This window comes from uncultured Nocardioides sp., from assembly GCF_947489365.1.
Taxonomy (GTDB): domain Bacteria; phylum Actinomycetota; class Actinomycetes; order Propionibacteriales; family Nocardioidaceae; genus Nocardioides.
In genome coordinates this window covers 603,465-620,017 of the sequence record NZ_CANLDB010000002.1, presented here as the reverse complement: position 1 = coordinate 620,017, position 16,553 = coordinate 603,465, and the positions used below count along the sequence as shown (strand labels likewise).

Sequence of the window (16,553 nt, the reverse complement as noted above, 5' to 3'; positions counted from 1 at the left end):
GCACCGGACCCGACTCGGAGGTCGATCATGGGGACGATCAACGACCGGCGCCGCCGCCGCACCACCCTGGGCGCGGCAGCACTGGCACTGGTGGCCGGCGTCGCCGCCCTGCTCGGCGGCGTGAGCGCCCCGGCGGCGGCGTACGAGCCGGGGCACACGCTGTTCAAGGGCGCCGTCGACGCGGGTGACCCGGGGATGGGCCAGACGAACGGCCCGGTGCTCACCCTCGAGACCGTCAACGGCCAGGTCGTCGCCGGGGGCAACTTCACGTCCACCCGGCCCGCCGGCGCCGCGGCCGGCACAGGTGAGACGCGGCAGGGCTACCTCGCGTCCTTCGACGAGCGCACCGGCCAGCCGAGCAGCTTCCTGAGCACGCCGCTGACGTTCCAGGACTGCGAGAAGTGCCCGAACGTCGAGAGCCCGGTCGTGCGTGCGACCGCGTTGTCGCCCGACGGGGGCACCCTGTGGGTCGGTGGGGACTTCAACCGGGCCGGCGACACGGTCGTCAACTACATCGCCCGCTTCGACACCACGACCGGGCAGCTGCTCGGGAGCATCGGCCGATCCTGGCCGCAGGGCACGGGCGTCGACGGCCCGGTCCACGCGCTGAGCGTCTCGCCCGACGGTCGCACCCTGTACGTCGGTGGGACCTTCCAGCGGGCCGGTGACAACCCCGACCGGCGGTTCGCCGCGGCCTTCGACATCGCCACCGGCGACGTCACCGGCTTCGCCCCCCGGATCTCCACGACGCTCTCGCCCAAGGAGGCCGTGCGCGTCGTCTCCGTCGGCGTCTCCGGGGACAGCCAGAACGTCCTGCTCGGCGGGACCTTCACGAAGGCGAACGGGCGCACCGTCCAGGGCTTCGCCCCCGTGTCCGCGACCACGGGCAGGAACCTGCAGGGCACCTGGGCCCAGCCGTACCTGCGGGGCAACCGCACCTGGGCCACCGTGATCGAGTCGGGCGGCGACGGCACGATCTACGTGGGCGCCCGGTCCGACTCGCGCGGCGACCTGAAGGAGCGCACCGAGGGCGTCTACCGCCTGGACGACACCACCGGCGCGGTGCGGTGGTACGCCAACTGCTACGGCGACACCTACGCCATCCAGCCGGTCGGCCCCGACGTGTACGTCGGCTCCCACGCCCACAACTGCGGGCCGGCGGGCGGCATGCCCGAGCAGAACCCCCGCATCCGGCTCGCCGTCCACGCGGTGAACAACGCGAACGGCAAGGTCCGGCCCTACTTCGTCCTGACCTCCGGCCAGACGGACGAGACGCGGTTGCTGTCGCGGGCGTTCACCGTCGACAGCGGTCGCACCCAGCTGGTCATGGGCGGCGGCTACAACCGGGTCAACGACCAGCTGCAGAACAACCTGGTGCGCTTCGCCCGCGGCTCCGCGCGGCCGTCGCAGGCCGCCGTGCCCTCGGCCAGCACCTGCCGGGGGTGCGCCCGCGCGCGGGTGGCGTTCAGGCTCGGCTTCGACCGAGACGACATCGATCTGACCTACGAGGTCTTCCGCACCGTGCAGGGGCAGAAGGAGCGCCGGATCAGGACGCTGTCCCGGCAGTCGTTCTTCTACGCCCCGCGCACGGTGGCGTTCCAGGACAAGGGCGTGAAGCGCGGGCAGAGGGTCCGCTACCGCGTGCGCGTCAGCGACCCGGCGGGGAACCGGCTGATGTCGGGCCGGACGGCCGTGCTCACCGTCGGCCGGCCCTGAGGGGGCGACTCAGGCCAGCTCGGCGAGGAGCTCGCGGCCCCAGCGGGCCGAGGCCTCCTCGCCGCCGGCCCCCAGCGCCGTACGGCGCACGGCCATGTCGAGCAGGTAGAGCTCCCGCGACCGCGGGTCGGCGACCCCGGCCGGCAGCGCCCGCAGGCGGGCTGCGGACTCGGCGGTGGACAGGCCCCGCACGCCGGTGTCGAAGGCGAAGTGCCAGTTGCTCCGGTCGAGCCCCAGCGGTGCGGACGGCTCGCTGAACTCCCAGTCCCACACCGCGAGGCCGCCGGCCTCACGTGAGCGCGCCATGTTCCAGCACGACCAGTCGCCGTGGCGCAGGCCGTGGGGGAAGGTCGTCCCCGCGTGGCGCTCGACCGTGCGCTCGACCGCCGCCGCCAGAGGGGCGCCGACGTCCGACGGGAGGGACGCGGCGACCGCGCGCAGCCGCGCCGTCCACGGGGACCCGGCGAGCGCGAGGTCGGCGACCGGCCGGGTGGCGACGAGGGCGTCCAGGTAGGGCTGCACGGCCTCGAGCTCGTCGACCTCCACCCGTCGTACGTCGAGGGGGAGGGGCTCGATGCCGACGACGAGGGCGCCGTCCCACTCGCGGCGGAACAGCGGCCCCGGCACGAGGACGGGGGAGTCGTCGGGCTGGCGCATGGCGACCAGGACGTCGTGCTCGGCGTCGAGCTCGGCGCGGGTCTCGGCGGTGTCGGCCACCTTGACGAAGACCCGGGGCCGCCCGGAGGTGTCGACGACGGTCACGGTCGGGGTGAGCGGCCCGGTCCCGGGACGCACGGCCACCGACAGCACGAGGTCGTCGGCGGGCAGTCCGAGGGCGTCGGCGACGACCTCCCGCAGGCCGGGTCCCGGACCCGGCGGCGCGAGCAGCAGGCGGCGGCCGGGGCGGGGGAGCCCGACCGCGGCCAGCGAGGCCAGGGCCAGCCGCTGGACGCGGCGACGGTTCGTCCGCAGGTGGTTGTAGTGGCGCAGCAGGCGGGCCCGCGCGCGGGGTGGCGCGTCGAGCGGCAGCAGGAACGCGGGGCTGCTCGGTGACGGGACGGCGGCGTACCGCTCGGTGCCCGGCGGGAGGGGCTCGGCCGTCCCGGCCCACCGCACGCGGTGGCCACCCGCGCCGTCGGGCCAGAGGACCCGGGCGAGACGGTCGAGCGACGGCGGGTAGCGTCCTGGTCCAGCAGGAGGTGCGGCGTCGGTCACGGACGTCCCTCCCGTCTCGGATCCACGGAACGCCGGACAGCGCCGAGCGCCTCTGCGACAGTCAATTGGACCCCTTCGGACATCCCCCACCCGGAGAGAACGGACCCCGACGATGAGCGTCTCGCATCCTTCCACCCGTGCCGCCACCCGGCGCCGCCGCCCACGGCTGGCGCCCGCGATCGCCAAGGCCCTCGCGGCCGGGATCGCCAAGGCCCTCGCGGCCGGGATCGCCGCCAGCCTGCTGCCGGCCCTCGGCGTGGCGGCGCAGGGCGCCCCGGTCACCGGGTCCGCCGGGGCCGTCGAGGCCGGCGGCTCGGCCGCCACCGCCCCCGTCGCGGAGCGGCGCAAGCGCGCCTGGAAGCAGGTCGGCGCGGAGCCGTTCAACCGCTTCGACGCCAGCCGCTGGGGGAAGTTCGACGGCGGCGCGAGCTGCTGCGCCGACACCACCTGGGACCGCTCGATGGTGACGGTGCGCGGCGGCAAGCTGCAGCTGCACACGGGACCCCGCAACGGCCGCTGGCTCTCGGGCGGCGTCGGCGGCTGGGGGTGGGACGCCGCGGTGCGCACCTACGGCCGGTACGACGCCCGCATCCGCTTCGACCGCGGCACCGGCGTCTCCGCCGCCGCCCTGCTGTGGCCGTCGAGCGGCCCGTGGCCCCCGGAGCTCGACTTCTACGAGATCTTCGACTCCTGGGGCGACCGCTCGCGGATGCAGGTCACCACCCACTGGCGCCGCAACGGGCAGCACGAGGTCAGCCAGCGGGTGGTGAGGCGCGACTTCACCCGCTGGCACACCGCGAGCGTGCGCTGGCGCCGCGACCGGGTGGCGTACTTCCTCGACGGGAAGCGGATCAAGGTCGACACCGCGCCGGCCCGCATCCCGCGCGGCGACATGTGGCTCGGCTTCCAGACCCACGCTCACAAGCGGAACGGTCGCTACGTCCCGCTGCCGTCGGGCCGCCGGTCGGTGGCCCTCGAGGTGGACTGGGTGAAGGTCTACCGCCGCAACGCCTGAGCGCGGCACTAGCCTGACCCGGTGACCGAGACCGGACAGACCGCGCAGCCCCCGACCGACGACCACGCGTTCGCCGCCTGGGCGGCCACGCTCGCCGGGGAGCGGCTGCTCGCCGTACGCGGCGAGGGCCTCGAGGGCCGGGAGCTCAAGGACGCCGGCGACGCCGCCGCCCAGGCGCTGCTCGCGGAGCTGCTCGCGACCCACCGACCCGACGACGCGGTCCTCTCGGAGGAGGCGGCCGACGACCGCGCCCGCCTCGAGGCCGAGCGGGTCTGGATCATCGACCCCCTCGACGGGACCCGGGAGTTCTCCGAGCCGCCCCGCGACGACTGGGCCGTCCACGTCGCGCTGTGGTCGGGCGGGGACCTCGTCGCCGGGGCCGTGGCGCAGCCGGCGCTGGGGGAGTGCTTCGTGACCGGCCAGGCGATCGAGCTCGCCCCGCGCCGATCGGAGCGGGTCCGCATCGCCGTGTCCCGCACCCGCCCGCCCGCCTTCGTCGAGGCGCTCGCCGCCGAGATGGACGCCGAGCTGGTGCCCATGGGCTCGGCCGGCGTGAAGATGATGTCGGTGGTCCGCGACGTCGCCGACGCCTACGTCCACGCCGGCGGCCAGTACGAGTGGGACTCCGCCGCCCCCGTCGCCGTCGCCCGCGCCGCCGGCCTCCACACCTCCCGCGTGGACGGCTCGCCGCTGGTCTACAACCAGCCCGACGTCTCGCTGCCCGACCTCATCGTCTGCCGCCCCGAGCTCGCCGCCGACATCCTCGCCTTCGTGGAGCGCCACGGCACGGAGTGACGGGTCGAGTCGGCACGTCTGCGCAGCCCACGGGGCTCGAGTCAAGCCGCCGCGGCCGAGCCTGCGAGGCCGCGACGCGGCGCAGGTCGAGCGAGCGCGCGGCCGAGCCTGCGAGGCCGCGCCCGCGGGTCGAGACCGGGTGAGAGGGACGGCCAGGTCTCCGAAGCCTCCGGGCGCAGAGAACCTGCCGACTGGGCGTCGCACGGGTGCGCAGATGTGCCGACTGGGCGTCGTACAGCTGCGCAGATGTGCCGACTCGACGTCGTAGGGGTGCGCAGACGTGCCGACTCGGCGGTCAGGGGTTGGCGCGCAGCCAGCGGTCGACGGGGACGGGGGAGTCCTCGTCGTACCCGACGGGCAGGGTGACGTCGCCGCGAGCGGTGGAGAAGACGACGTCCCAGGCGTGGTAGCCGAGGAAGGCCCGGGGGTTGCGCTCCATCACCTGGGCGTGGAGCCGGATGGCGCGCACGTACCGGACGTCGTTGTTGTAGGCGTAGATCGCGTCGTCGATCGCCGCGGGGTCGTCGGCGTCGAAGCCGCGGGCCGCCAGGTAGCGGCCGGCGGCCATGATCGCGTCCTCGGGGTCGGTGACGTCGCCCTCGCCGTACTGCTCCCAGGTGGGGTCGATGAACTGCATCGGACCCTTCGCGCCGGCGACCGAGTCGCCGACGATGCGGCCCATGCCGGTCTCGATGAGGTTGATGGCGGCGAGGTACTCCCAGCCGACGCCGAACTCGGCCTCGGCGGCCTCGTAGTGGGAGCGGAGCTCGGCGGCCGGCCGCGGCCGGACGATCCGCCACGCCGGGACGGTCTCGTTGGCCGGGTACTCGGCCTGGAGCGCGACCATCTCCCGGCGCGCCGCCACGTTGTCGCGGACGACGCTGCGCCAGCGGGGGGCGAGGAGCTCGCGGACCCGGGCGTCCCAGCCGGGGCGTACGGCGAGGGTCCGGTAGGCGAGCTGCTCGAGGCGCCCCGCGGCGGCGAGGTCGCGGGGCGAGGTGCGGGCGTCGCGGATCGCGGCCTCGCTCGCCTCGATCTGCCGCACCACCTCCCAGGGCGCCTCGGCCCGGCGCAGCGGCGGGAGGGCGCCCGTGACGCCGTCCGACCCGGAGGTGGCGGAGCCCGGTCGCCGGTCGGAGGAGGGGGAGTCCGCGTCCTCCCCGGCACCGCAGGCCCCCGTCGTCAGCAGCGCTGCGGCGGCGAGGCCCGCGAGGGCACGTCTCGTCGTCGTCTCAGCCATCCCTCCCAGGATGCACAGCCGCTGGTGACGCCCCTGCCGGGATGCGCTCGTAGACTGGCGGGCGTCCCCGTCGTGCTCGCGCGCCGGGCCCGCACCCCTGCCTGAAGTCGACTCCTAGGGAGACCCGTGTCGCTCGCCGGCCTGGCCGACGCCGTCCTCGCCGAGCCCGCCCTGGCGGACGTGCTGGCCCAGGCGTCCGACGCCGCGGGGCTCGACGTCACCGCCCCCGCCGCGCTGCGCCCCTTCCTCGTCGACGGGCTGCGGCGAGCCGGTCGCACCGTGCTCGCGGTCACCCCGACGACCCGCGACGCCGAGCTGCTGACCGAGGCCCTGGGCTCGCTCCTCGACCCGGACCTGGTCGCCCACTACCCGAGCTGGGAGACCCTCCCGCACGAGCGCCTCAGCCCCCGCAGCGACACCGTCGGACGTCGGCTCGCGGTGCTGCGTCGGCTGCGTCACCCCGGCACGGAGCCGGGGAGCGGTCCCCTGGCCGTGGTGGTCGCCCCCGTCCGGAGCCTGCTCCAGCCGCAGGTCAAGGGCCTGGCCGACCTCGTCCCCGTCGAGCTCGCGCCCGGCGTGGAGCGCCCGCTCGACGAGGTCGTGGAGGCGCTGGCCGGGGCGGCGTACAGCCGGGTCGACCTCGTGGAGAAGCGCGGGGAGTTCGCGGTCCGGGGCGGCATCGTGGACGTCTTCCCGCCCACCGAGGAGCACCCCCTGCGGGTCGAGTTCTGGGGCGACGAGGTCGAGGAGATCCGCGCGTTCTCGGTCGCCGACCAGCGGGCGCTGGAGCCCGTGCCGCACCTGTGGGCGCCGCCGTGCCGCGAGCTGCTGCTGACCCCGGAGGTCCGCGCGCGGGCCCGGGCGCTCGGCGAGGAGCACCCGCCGCTGCGCGAGATGACCGAGAAGATCGCGGAGGGCGTCGCCGTCGAGGGCATGGAGTCGCTGACCCCCGCCCTCGTCGACGAGATGGAGCTGCTCGTCGACCTGCTCCCCGCCGCGTCGCACGTGCTCGTGCTCGACCCCGAGCGGGCGCGGCGCCGCGCCCACGACCTGGTGGCGACCAGCGACGAGTTCCTCGACGCCAGCTGGGCCGTCGCCGCGGGCGGCGGCCAGGCCCCGGTCGACCTCGGGGCGGCGTCGTACCGGCCGCTCGGGGAGGTCCGCGAGCACGTCGTCGCCTCCGGACGGGCGTGGTGGACCGTCAGCCCGTTCGGTCTCGCGGACACCGAGGAGCTGGACGGCGTCGCGCCCGCGGTGGAGCTCGGCGTCCCGACCCGGACCTTGGCGGCGCAGCCGGTCGAGTCCTACCGGGGCGACCTGGCCAAGGCCGTCGACGACATCCGCGGCCACCTCGGTCTCGGCCACCGCGTCGTCGTCGTGCACCCCGGCCACGGTCCCGCCCAGCGGATGGTCGAGCTGCTCGGCGAGAACGACGTCCCCGCCCGCCTCGTCGACTCCCTCGAGGCCGGCGACGACCTGGACCCCGCGGTCGTCACAGTGACCTGCGGCAGCCTCGTCGAGGGCTTCACCGACGAGGCGGCGCGCCTGGTCCTGCTCACGGGTGAGGACCTCACCGGCCAGCGCAGCTCGACCCGCGACATGCGGAAGATGCCCGCGCGCCGCAAGAAGCAGATCGACCCCCTCGAGCTGGCCGGCGGCGACTACGTCGTCCACGAGCAGCACGGGGTCGGCCGCTTCGTCGAGATGAAGCAGCGGGTCGTGCACGGCGCGACCCGGGAGTACCTCGTGCTCGAGTACGGCCCGTCCAAGCGCGGCGGCCCGCCCGACCGGCTCTACGTGCCGGCCGACGCCCTCGACCAGGTCACCCGGTACGTCGGCGGCGAGCAGCCCAGCCTCGACCGCCTCGGCGGCGGCGACTGGACCAAGCGCAAGAACCGCGCCCGCCGCGCCGTCCGCGAGATCGCCGCGGAGCTCATCAAGCTGTACGCCGCCCGGCGGGCCACCCAGGGCTTCGCGTTCGGTCCGGACACCCCGTGGCAGCGCGAGCTCGAGGACGCCTTCCCGTTCACCGAGACCCCCGACCAGCTGACGACGGTCGAGGAGGTCAAGTCCGACATGCGTCAGACCGTCCCGATGGACCGGCTCATCTGCGGCGACGTCGGCTACGGCAAGACCGAGATCGCGGTGCGCGCGGCCTTCAAGGCGGTCCAGGACGGCAAGCAGGTCGTCCTGCTCGTGCCGACCACGCTGCTCGTCAGCCAGCACTACTCGACGTTCGCCGAGCGGATGGCCGGCTTCCCGGTCGTGATCAAGGGCCTGTCCCGCTTCCAGACCGACGCCGAGGCCGCGGCCGTGATCGAGGGGCTCGCGGACGGGTCGGTCGACATCGTCGTCGGCACCCACCGGCTGCTGAACCCCGACATCAAGGTCAAGGACCTCGGCCTGATCATCGTCGACGAGGAGCAGCGCTTCGGCGTCGAGCACAAGGAGCAGATGAAGCGGCTCCGCACGGCGGTCGACGTCCTCTCGATGAGCGCGACGCCGATCCCGCGGACCCTGGAGATGGCGGTCACCGGCATCCGCGAGATGTCGACGATCACCACCCCGCCGGAGGAGCGCCACCCCGTGCTGACCTACGTCGGCGCCTACGAGGACCGGCAGGTCACCGCCGCCGTCCGCCGCGAGCTGCTGCGTGACGGCCAGGTGTTCTACATCCACAACAGGGTCAGCTCGATCGAGAAGGCGGCCGCGAAGATCCGCGAGCTGGTGCCGGAGGCGCGGGTCGCGACCGCCCACGGCCAGATGGGGGAGCACCAGCTCGAGCAGGTGATGGTCGACTTCTGGGAGAAGCGGTTCGACGTCCTGGTGTGCACCACCATCGTCGAGTCCGGCCTGGACGTCTCGAACGCCAACACGATGCTCATCGAGCGCGCCGACACCCTCGGTCTCTCGCAGCTGCACCAGCTCCGCGGCCGCGTCGGCCGTTCCCGCGAGCGGGCGTACGCCTACTTCCTCTACCCGGCCGAGAAGCCGCTGACCGAGACCGCCCACGAGCGGCTCGCGACGCTGGCCCAGCACTCGGACCTCGGTGGCGGCATGGCCATCGCGATGAAGGACCTCGAGATCCGCGGCGCCGGCAACCTGCTCGGCGGCGAGCAGTCCGGGCACATCGCGGACGTCGGGTTCGACCTGTACGTGCGCCTCGTCGGGGAGGCCGTGGCGGACTTCAAGGGCGACCCGGCCGACGCCGACGACCTCGGCGAGGTCCGCATCGAGCTCCCGGTGGACGCCCACCTGCCCCACGACTACATCGCCTCGGAGCGGCTGCGCCTGGAGATGTACAAGCGCCTCGCCGAGGTGCGCACCGACGCCGACGTCGACGCGATCCGCGACGAGCTCGTCGACCGGTACGGCGAGCCGCCGATGGAGGTCGCCTCCCTGCTGTTCGTGGCGCGCTTCCGGGCGCGGGCACGGCAGGCGGGCATCACGGAGGCGGGGGTGCAGGGCAAGTACGTCCGCTTCGCCCCGGTCTCGCTGCCCGAGTCGCGCGCGGTCCGGCTCCAGCGCCTCTACCCGAAGTCGCTGCTGAAGACGGCCAACGACGTGCTCCTGGTGCCCCGCCCGCAGACCAAGCCCGTCGCCGGGTCACCGCTGTCGGGCCCCGCCCTGCTTGAATGGGCCCGCTCGGTGCTGGACACGGTGGTCGACCCGCCGTCGTCCGAGGCCCAGCAGGTCCAGCAGCAGAAGCAGAAGGAGTCAGTCTCGTGAGGACCCGCGCTGTCCGGACGGCCGCCCTCCTCGGCGCCGTCGGTGTGCTCACCCTGTCCGGGTGCTCCCTGCGCCCCGGCGTGGGTCTCGCGGTGGGGGACGAGACCGTCTCCAACGATCGGATCGACGCGCTGACCGCCTCGGTCTGCGAGATCCAGGAGCCGCAGCTCAGCGCGCAGCAGCAGGTGATCCCGCTGTCGCTGCTGAAGGCCAACGTCGCGAGCACGCTGCTCAACCGGGAGATCACGGAGCAGGCTGCGGCGGCGTACGACGTGGAGCCGGACGAGACCTACCAGCAGTCCGTCGAGCAGACCCGCCAGCAGGTGCCGGTCGCCGACGAGGGCGAGCTGGCCGACTACGTCGAGCTGCTCACCACCCAGGCCTACACGGAGTCGATCATCACGGCGATCGGCGTGGCCGAGGCCGGCCCGGGGGCGACCGAGGAGGAGGCGCAGCAGGCCGGCGCCGACGCCTTCACCGCCTTCGTCGCCGACACCGACATCGAGGTCGACCCGCGTTACGGCTTCTCCTACGACGGCGCCACGATCAGCGGCACCGAGGGCGCCTCCTCGGTCGCCGCCAGCGAGCGCGCGCTGCTGGCCGCGGACGTGACGGACCCCACCGGGGTCGCCGAGTACGCCGCGAGCCTGCCGCCCGACCAGACCTGCGGTGGCTGACGCTCCGACGGATCCGGCGCGGACGTCCGCGCTGCTGGAGTTCCGCGCCGTCATGGCGCGGCTGCGCGCCGAGTGCGGATGGAAGTCCGCCCAGACCCACCGGTCGCTCGCGCGCTACCTCCTCGAGGAGACCCACGAGACCCTCGAGGCCATCGAGACCGGGTCCGCCGCCGACCTGCGCGAGGAGCTCGGCGACCTGCTGCTGCAGGTCTACTTCCACGCCGCCATCGCGGAGGAGTCCGGCTCCTTCGACCTCGAGGACGTCGCCGCCGACGTGGTCGCGAAGATGCGGCGGCGCAACCCCCACGTGTTCGGGCCGGACGGCGCCGCGGCCTCCGGCCGCCCCACCGACCCCGCCGCGGTGAACGAGCTGTGGGAGTCGGTCAAGGCGACCGAGAAGCAGCGCTCCGGGGTCCTCGACGGGATCCCGCCGACGCTGCCGGCGCTGCTGCTGGCCGACAAGGTCCTCGACCGGCTGACCCGCGCGGACGGGCCGACCGGGGCCTGGCCGGCGTTCCTGCTGCTGCCCAGCCCCTTCCTGGGGCCGTCGTCGATGGAGCCGCTGGCCGCCTGGCTCCGCGGTCGCGGACGACGGGCGACCGTGGTCCGGCACGACGCGTCGGCGCCGGGGCCCGTGGTGGAGGAGGTCCTCGAGGCGGCCCTCGCCCACGCCGAGGGGGTGGGGCCGGTCGTGCTCGTCACCCACAGCAACGCCGGGCTGTACGCACCCCTGCTCGCCTCGCGCGCCGAGGTCGTCGCCACCGTCCACGTGGACGCCGCCCTGCCCACCGGGGCCGGACCGACGCCCCTGGCCGTCCCGGCGCTCCGCGACCTCCTCGCCGACCGCGCCTCGCCGGACGGGCGCCTCCCCGGCTGGACGCGCTGGTGGGACGCCGCCGCCCTCGCCGTCCTCGCACCCCCGGCGGTCCTGGCCGCCGTCGAGGCCGACCAGCCCGCCCTCCCCGCGGCGTACCTCGACGCCACGATCGACGTCCCGGCTGGCTGGGAGCGGGCGCCCGCGGCGTACCTCGCGCTCGGTGACGCCTACGCCGAGGAGCGGGCCGCTGCCGCCGGTCACGGCTGGCCCGTGCGGACCGTCCCCGGCGGTCACCTCCACGCGGTCGTCGACCCGGCGGGCGTGGGCGCAGCCGTCCTCGCCCTCGCCGACGACCTCGTTGGCCCCCACGACCTCGGCACGCGGCTCCTCGGCCTCGTCGCCGAGGCCCGCGCCACCGGCGCCGACCCCGAGCAGGCCCTGCGCGAGCTCGCCCGCGGGCTCGCCGCGTCGTCCCAGGGGCCCCAGCCGCCTCGGGTTTCACCGGCTGGCCCGTGAAACCCCGTCCTGGCCCACGAAGCTTCGTCAGCCCGGTCGGGGTTTCGCCAGCCGGCTGGTGAAACCCCACCGCGGCCGGGCCCCACATCAGCCCGAGACCAGCCCGAGACCGGCCCGAGGCCGCCAGAGGCTGCCCGGACGGCGGTAGCGTGCGCGGCATGAGGACGTCGGGCTGATGGTGGAGCGGGTCGCGCTGGTGACCGGCGCCGCGGGCGGGATCGGGTCGGCGGTGGTCGACGCGCTGGTCGCGGACGGGTGCCGGGTGCTGGCCCTCGACCTCGCGGTGGGTGCCGACCACGGGCTGCCCGGCGTGACCCACCCGCTCGCCGCCCCGGAGGCGCTCGACGCACTGACCGCGCGGCACGGCGAGGCGGTGCTCACCGAGGTCGGCGACGTCCGCGACCCCGCCGTCGCCGAGGACGCCGTCCGCCGGTGCGTCGAGACCTGGGGGCGTCTCGACGTGGTCGTCGCGGCGGCGGCGGTGATCGCGGGCGGCAGGCCGCTCTGGGAGACCGCGACCGAGGAGCTCGACACGCAGTGGGACGTCGGCGCGCGGGGCGTGTGGCACGTCGCGCGGGCCGCGGTGCCGGCGATGCTCGCGAACCCCGACCCGGGCGGGTGCCGGTTCGTGGCCGTCGCCAGCGCCGCGGGGTCCCGGGGGCTGTTCGCGCTGAGCGCCTACACGATGGTCAAGCACGCCGTGGTCGGGCTCGTGCGGGGCCTGGCGGCGGACCTCGTCGGCACCGGCGTCACCGCCGTCGCCGTCTCCCCGGGGGCCACCGACACCCCGATGCTGCGCGCCACCGCCGACCTGTACGGCGTCACCCCGGCCGACCTCGCCGCCCACCAGCTGCTGCGCGAGGCCCTCGACCCCGCCGACGTCGCCGCAGCCGTGCGGTTCTGCTGCTCGCGGGAGGGGCGGGTCCTCAACGGGTCCGTCGTGGCCGCCGACGGCGGTTTCGGCTAGGGCGTGCCGCCCACGGGCCCGCGAACCGACGCCGGTACCCACCGCGCGGGCGGGGCCAACCTTGTCACAACCCCTCCCGACGCAGGGTGTGGTCGCACGACGCCCCCGTGAGGGTGGTCACAGTGGTCCTCGGGGGCCACGACGCGAGCAGACGGAGGTATCTGATGGACCGCTACGTGATCGAGCGCGAGCTCCCCGGCGCCGGCCGGCTCAGCGAGCAGGAGCTCCACGACATCAGTGCCAAGTCCAACGAGGTGCTGGCCGGGATGAACGACGTCGAGTGGGTCGAGTCCTACGTCAGCGACGACAAGCTCTACTGCGTGTACGACGCCGCCGACCCGGCCCTCATCGCCGAGCACGCCGAGCGCGGCGGCTTCCCGTGCGACCGCATCAGTCAGGTCCGCACCACGATCAGCCCCGCCACCGGCCGCTGAGACCCCGGCCGGGCCGGGTGAGGAGGACCGCGTGACCGTGCTGACCCAGGCCCCCCACTGCGTGCGCGAGGGCGTCGACGAGCCTCGGCGTCCCGAGCCCGGTGGCCTGGTGAAGTTCCACGCCCCCGAGATCGTCTTCGGCCACGGGTCGCTCGGGGAGGCCGGGTTCGCGGCGGCCCGGCTCGGCGCGCGGCGTCCCTTCGTCGTCACCGACCCCGGGGTCCTCGAGGCGGGCTGGCCCGACGAGCTGGTCGGGCACCTGCGGGAGGCGCGGATGCGCCCGACCGTGTGGTCGGCGGTGACGCCGAACCCGAAGGACCACGAGGTCCGCGCGGCGTACGACGCCTACGTGGCGGCCGGCTGCGACGTCATCATCGGCCTCGGCGGCGGGTCCGTCATCGACGCCGCCAAGGGCGTCGCGATCCTCACCGGCGGGGCCGGCGACATCCTCGACTTCGCCGGCGTCGACCGGGTCTCCTTCCCGATCCCGCCGCTGCTGATGATCCCCAGCACCTCGGGGACGGGGGCCGACGTCAGCCAGTTCTGCATCGTCACCGACACCGACCGCTCGGTGAAGATCACGATCATGGGCCGCGCGCTGGTGCCCGACATCTCGGTCACCGACCCGCGGCTGCTGGTCACGATGCCGGAGGACCTGAACGCCGCCACCGGGCTCGACGCCCTCACCCACGGCATCGAGTCCTTCGTGTCGCTGGCCCACAACCCGCTGGCCGACGGCTACGCGCTGGGCGCCGTGGGCCTCGTGTGCCGCCACCTGCGCAGCACCATGACCAGCCCGCGCGACCTGGAGCCGCGCGGCAAGATGGCGCAGGCCAGCCTGCAGGCGGGCCTGGCGTTCACCAACGCCATCCTCGGGGCCACCCACGCGATGAGCCACCAGGTCGGCGGGCTGCTGGACGCCCCGCACGGCGTCGTCAACGGCGTCCTGCTGCCCCACGTGATCCGGTACAACGCCCGCGCCACCCCCGAGCGCTTCGTCGACCTCGCCGGCGCCGCGGGGATCGACGTGGACGGCGTCGACGGCCAGGAGGCCGCCGAGCTGCTCGCCGGGCACGTCCGCCGGCTCGCCGACGACGTGGGCGTCCCGACCGGCCTCGGCGAGCTCGGCGTGACTGCCGAGGACCTGCCGGTGCTGGCGCGCACCACCCTCGACGACGCCTGCCTGTCGACCAACCCCCGCGAGGCGGGCGAGGACGACGTCCTCGGTCTCTTCCGCGACGCCCTCTAGGACCGGCGGTGGCGACGACACCGGACCTCAGCGTCCTGACCGGGGTGCGGTCGGGCAAGAAGTCGTACTACCGCGCCTACGTCCGCTCCGACGAGCGCACCCAGCGCGCGGTCCACGCGATGGACTCGATCTCCCGGGCGCTGGTCCGCACCAACCAGGGGCCCCGCGGGCTGCTCGAGGAGGTCGTCCGCGCCGCCGCCGAGCACCTGCAGGCCGACTGGACCATGCTCGCCGTCGCCGACGGCCACCTGCCCGGGGCGCGCCCGCGGTTCCTCGCCCTGGCCGGGTACGACGGCGGCCCCGGCGACTGCGGACCGTTCGCCGACGACGACTCCGCGCTGCCGGATGCCGTCCGCGCCGAGGTCGCCGCGGTCCGCGCGGGGCTCGACGGCGCGGGCCCGGACGACGCCCGGTGGGTGCGCGTCCCGATGACGCTGGAGGGCCGCCGGATCGGCAGCCTCGTCGCTCGCCACGGCCTGCCGCAGGACCCCGAGCCCGGCGACCTGTCGGTGCTGCGGATCCTCGCCAACCAGGCGGCGGTGTCGCTGCACACCTCCGAGCAGTACCACGCCGGCCTCGCCATCCACCGCCGCGCGCAGCGGCTGTACGACGAGGCGCAGGCCCAGGCCCGCGACCTTGCCCAGCGCACCGCCGAGCTGCGCCACGCCGAGGACCGGCTCCTGCTGGCCGACCAGCGCGAGCTCGTCGACGCCGAGCGCCACCGCATCGCCCGCGAGCTCCACGACTCGGTCACCCAGTTCGTGCTCTCGGCGGGCATGGTCGTCGAGGTGGCCCGGGGCGAGGCCGAGCAGGCCGGCGCCCACGAGATCAGCGCCCAGCTGGAGCGGGCGAAGGGCCTGACCGCGGAGGCCGTCGACCAGCTCCGCCGGGCGATCTACGCGCTGCACCAGCCGCACAGCGACCGGGTCTCCACCCTGCCCGGGCTGCTGCACGAGGTGGCGGCGCACCACCGCCCGCAGCTCGACGTCCGGGTGCGGGTCGAGGGCACCGACGAGCGCGACGACCTCGGCGTGGACGCGACCCACGAGCTGGCCCGGGCGGTGGGGGAGGCGCTGTTCAACGTCGCCCACCACGCCGGCGCCACACGCTCGGTGGTCCGGGTGCGCTACCGCCCGACCGGGCTGCTCGTCTCCGTCGCGGACGACGGCGACGGCGACCCGACGACGCTGAGCCGGCTGCTGCGCGAGCAGCGGGGCCACGACGTCGACGGCCGGCACCGCGGGCTCGCCAACATGGAGGCCCGCCTCGCCGGCCTCGGTGGCACCCTGGCGTTCCGCCGGGCCCGCCTCGGCGGCGTCCGGGTCGAGATGCGGGTGCCGCTGCCGCTGCGCGACGCAGGACGACCGGGCCTCATCAGCGGCCTGGTGACCGACGGCCGGACCCCGTCCGTGCCGTCACGAGGAGGGACGTGAACACATGGCCACGCTGACCCCGAGCACGGCGCCGTACGCCGAGGCGGAGAAGGCGGCGACCGGCGAGATCGGCATCATGCTCGTCGACGACCACGCCATCGTCCGCCAGGGCCTGCGCTCGATCCTGGAGCGCGAGCGGGACCTGCGGGTCCTCGCCGAGGCGTCCACCGCCGCGGAGGCCGCCACCGTGGTCGCGCGGGTCGAGCCGGACGTCGTCCTGCTCGACCTCAAGCTGTCCACCACGTCGGACTCCGAGGGGCTGACGCTCTGCGCGCAGCTCGTCGCCGAGCACCCGGACCTGGCCGTCCTCGTGCTGACCACCTTCCTCGACGAGAAGCTCGTGCTGTCCGCCGTCCGCGCCGGCGCGAAGGGGTACGTCGTCAAGGACGTGGACACCTCGGGCCTGGTCCGCGCCATCCGCGACGTCTCCCGCGGCGGGTCCGCCTTCGACGCCCGCAGTGCCGCCGCGATGGTCCGCGGCCTCAACGCCCCGGAGCCGGAGCAGCACCAGCACCTCACCGACCGCGAGCGGGAGGTCCTCGCGCTGCTGGCGCGCGGCCTGTCGAACCGCGCCATCGGGGAGCGCCTCTACATCTCGGAGACCACCGCCAAGTTCCACGTCGGCAACATCCTGCGCAAGCTCGGCGTCTCCCGCCGCGCCGAGGCGGTGTACGAGGCGACCAAGCTCGGCGTGATCTAACCGGCCGCCTCCCGGTGATCGAGGCGCGAGGCCGGCCACGGCCGAGCCAC

At 75.0% G+C, this 16,553-nt stretch carries 13 protein-coding genes; 11 read left to right on the top strand and 2 right to left on the bottom strand.

Annotation, left to right across the window (positions count from 1 at the left end):
* The first annotated feature begins 27 nt into the window (after positions 1-27).
* Positions 28-1,716 (top strand): hypothetical protein, encoded by a 1,689-nt coding sequence (locus Q0858_RS08400; protein ID WP_299052666.1) that lies wholly within the window; start codon positions 28-30, stop codon positions 1,714-1,716.
* Positions 1,717-1,725: 9 nt separating this feature from the next.
* On the opposite strand, the gene Q0858_RS08395 is transcribed toward Q0858_RS08400, so the two are convergent.
* Positions 1,726-2,931 (bottom strand): phosphotransferase, encoded by a 1,206-nt coding sequence (locus Q0858_RS08395; protein WP_299052664.1) that lies wholly within the window; start codon positions 2,929-2,931, stop codon positions 1,726-1,728.
* Between the two features lie 112 nt (positions 2,932-3,043).
* Here Q0858_RS08395 and Q0858_RS08390 point away from each other — a divergent pair, with 112 nt between their 5' ends.
* Both Q0858_RS08390 and Q0858_RS08385 read left to right on the top strand, forming a co-directional pair.
* Positions 3,044-3,946 carry a glycoside hydrolase family 16 protein gene (locus Q0858_RS08390; protein ID WP_299052663.1) on the top strand — a complete coding sequence of 301 codons (903 nt, stop codon included), beginning with the start codon at positions 3,044-3,046 and terminating at the stop codon, positions 3,944-3,946.
* Between the two features lie 21 nt (positions 3,947-3,967).
* On the top strand, positions 3,968-4,741 hold the full coding sequence (locus tag Q0858_RS08385) for a 3'(2'),5'-bisphosphate nucleotidase CysQ (protein WP_299052660.1): 774 nt from the start codon (positions 3,968-3,970) through the stop codon (positions 4,739-4,741).
* Positions 4,742-5,036: 295 nt separating this feature from the next.
* On the opposite strand, the gene Q0858_RS08380 is transcribed toward Q0858_RS08385, so the two are convergent.
* Positions 5,037-5,981, bottom strand: coding sequence for a lytic transglycosylase domain-containing protein (locus Q0858_RS08380; protein WP_299052657.1), 945 nt, complete (start codon positions 5,979-5,981; stop codon positions 5,037-5,039).
* A 126-nt stretch (positions 5,982-6,107) separates the two neighbouring features.
* On the opposite strand from Q0858_RS08380, the gene mfd reads away from it, so the two are divergent.
* The 8 genes from mfd to Q0858_RS08340 all read left to right on the top strand — a co-directional run bounded on the left by mfd (position 6,108) and on the right by Q0858_RS08340 (position 16,503).
* Positions 6,108-9,710, top strand: coding sequence for a transcription-repair coupling factor (gene mfd / locus Q0858_RS08375; RefSeq protein WP_299052656.1), 3,603 nt, complete (start codon positions 6,108-6,110; stop codon positions 9,708-9,710).
* Positions 9,707-10,387, top strand: a complete 681-nt coding sequence (locus tag Q0858_RS08370) for a hypothetical protein (RefSeq protein WP_299052654.1) — start codon at positions 9,707-9,709, stop codon at positions 10,385-10,387. The genes mfd and Q0858_RS08370 overlap by 4 nt, the downstream gene beginning before the upstream one ends.
* Positions 10,380-11,720 (top strand): MazG nucleotide pyrophosphohydrolase domain-containing protein, encoded by a 1,341-nt coding sequence (locus Q0858_RS08365; protein ID WP_299052652.1) that lies wholly within the window; start codon positions 10,380-10,382, stop codon positions 11,718-11,720. Before Q0858_RS08370 ends, Q0858_RS08365 begins: the two co-directional genes overlap by 8 nt.
* Before the next feature lie 175 nt (positions 11,721-11,895).
* Positions 11,896-12,687, top strand: coding sequence for a mycofactocin-coupled SDR family oxidoreductase (locus Q0858_RS08360; protein ID WP_299052650.1), 792 nt, complete (start codon positions 11,896-11,898; stop codon positions 12,685-12,687).
* A gap of 164 nt (positions 12,688-12,851) precedes the next feature.
* A complete protein-coding gene (locus tag Q0858_RS08355) occupies positions 12,852-13,121 on the top strand; it encodes a DUF4242 domain-containing protein (RefSeq protein ID WP_299052648.1) in 270 nt (89 codons plus the stop codon).
* 31 nt (positions 13,122-13,152) lie between these two features.
* On the top strand, positions 13,153-14,370 hold the full coding sequence (locus Q0858_RS08350; RefSeq protein ID WP_299052647.1) for an iron-containing alcohol dehydrogenase: 1,218 nt from the start codon (positions 13,153-13,155) through the stop codon (positions 14,368-14,370).
* An 8-nt stretch (positions 14,371-14,378) separates the two neighbouring features.
* On the top strand, positions 14,379-15,803 hold the full coding sequence (locus Q0858_RS08345) for a histidine kinase (protein ID WP_299052645.1): 1,425 nt from the start codon (positions 14,379-14,381) through the stop codon (positions 15,801-15,803).
* A gap of 4 nt (positions 15,804-15,807) precedes the next feature.
* Complete coding sequence (locus Q0858_RS08340; RefSeq protein ID WP_299052643.1) at positions 15,808-16,503, top strand: response regulator transcription factor; 696 nt, start codon at positions 15,808-15,810, stop codon at positions 16,501-16,503.
* Positions 16,504-16,553: the final 50 nt, after the last annotated feature.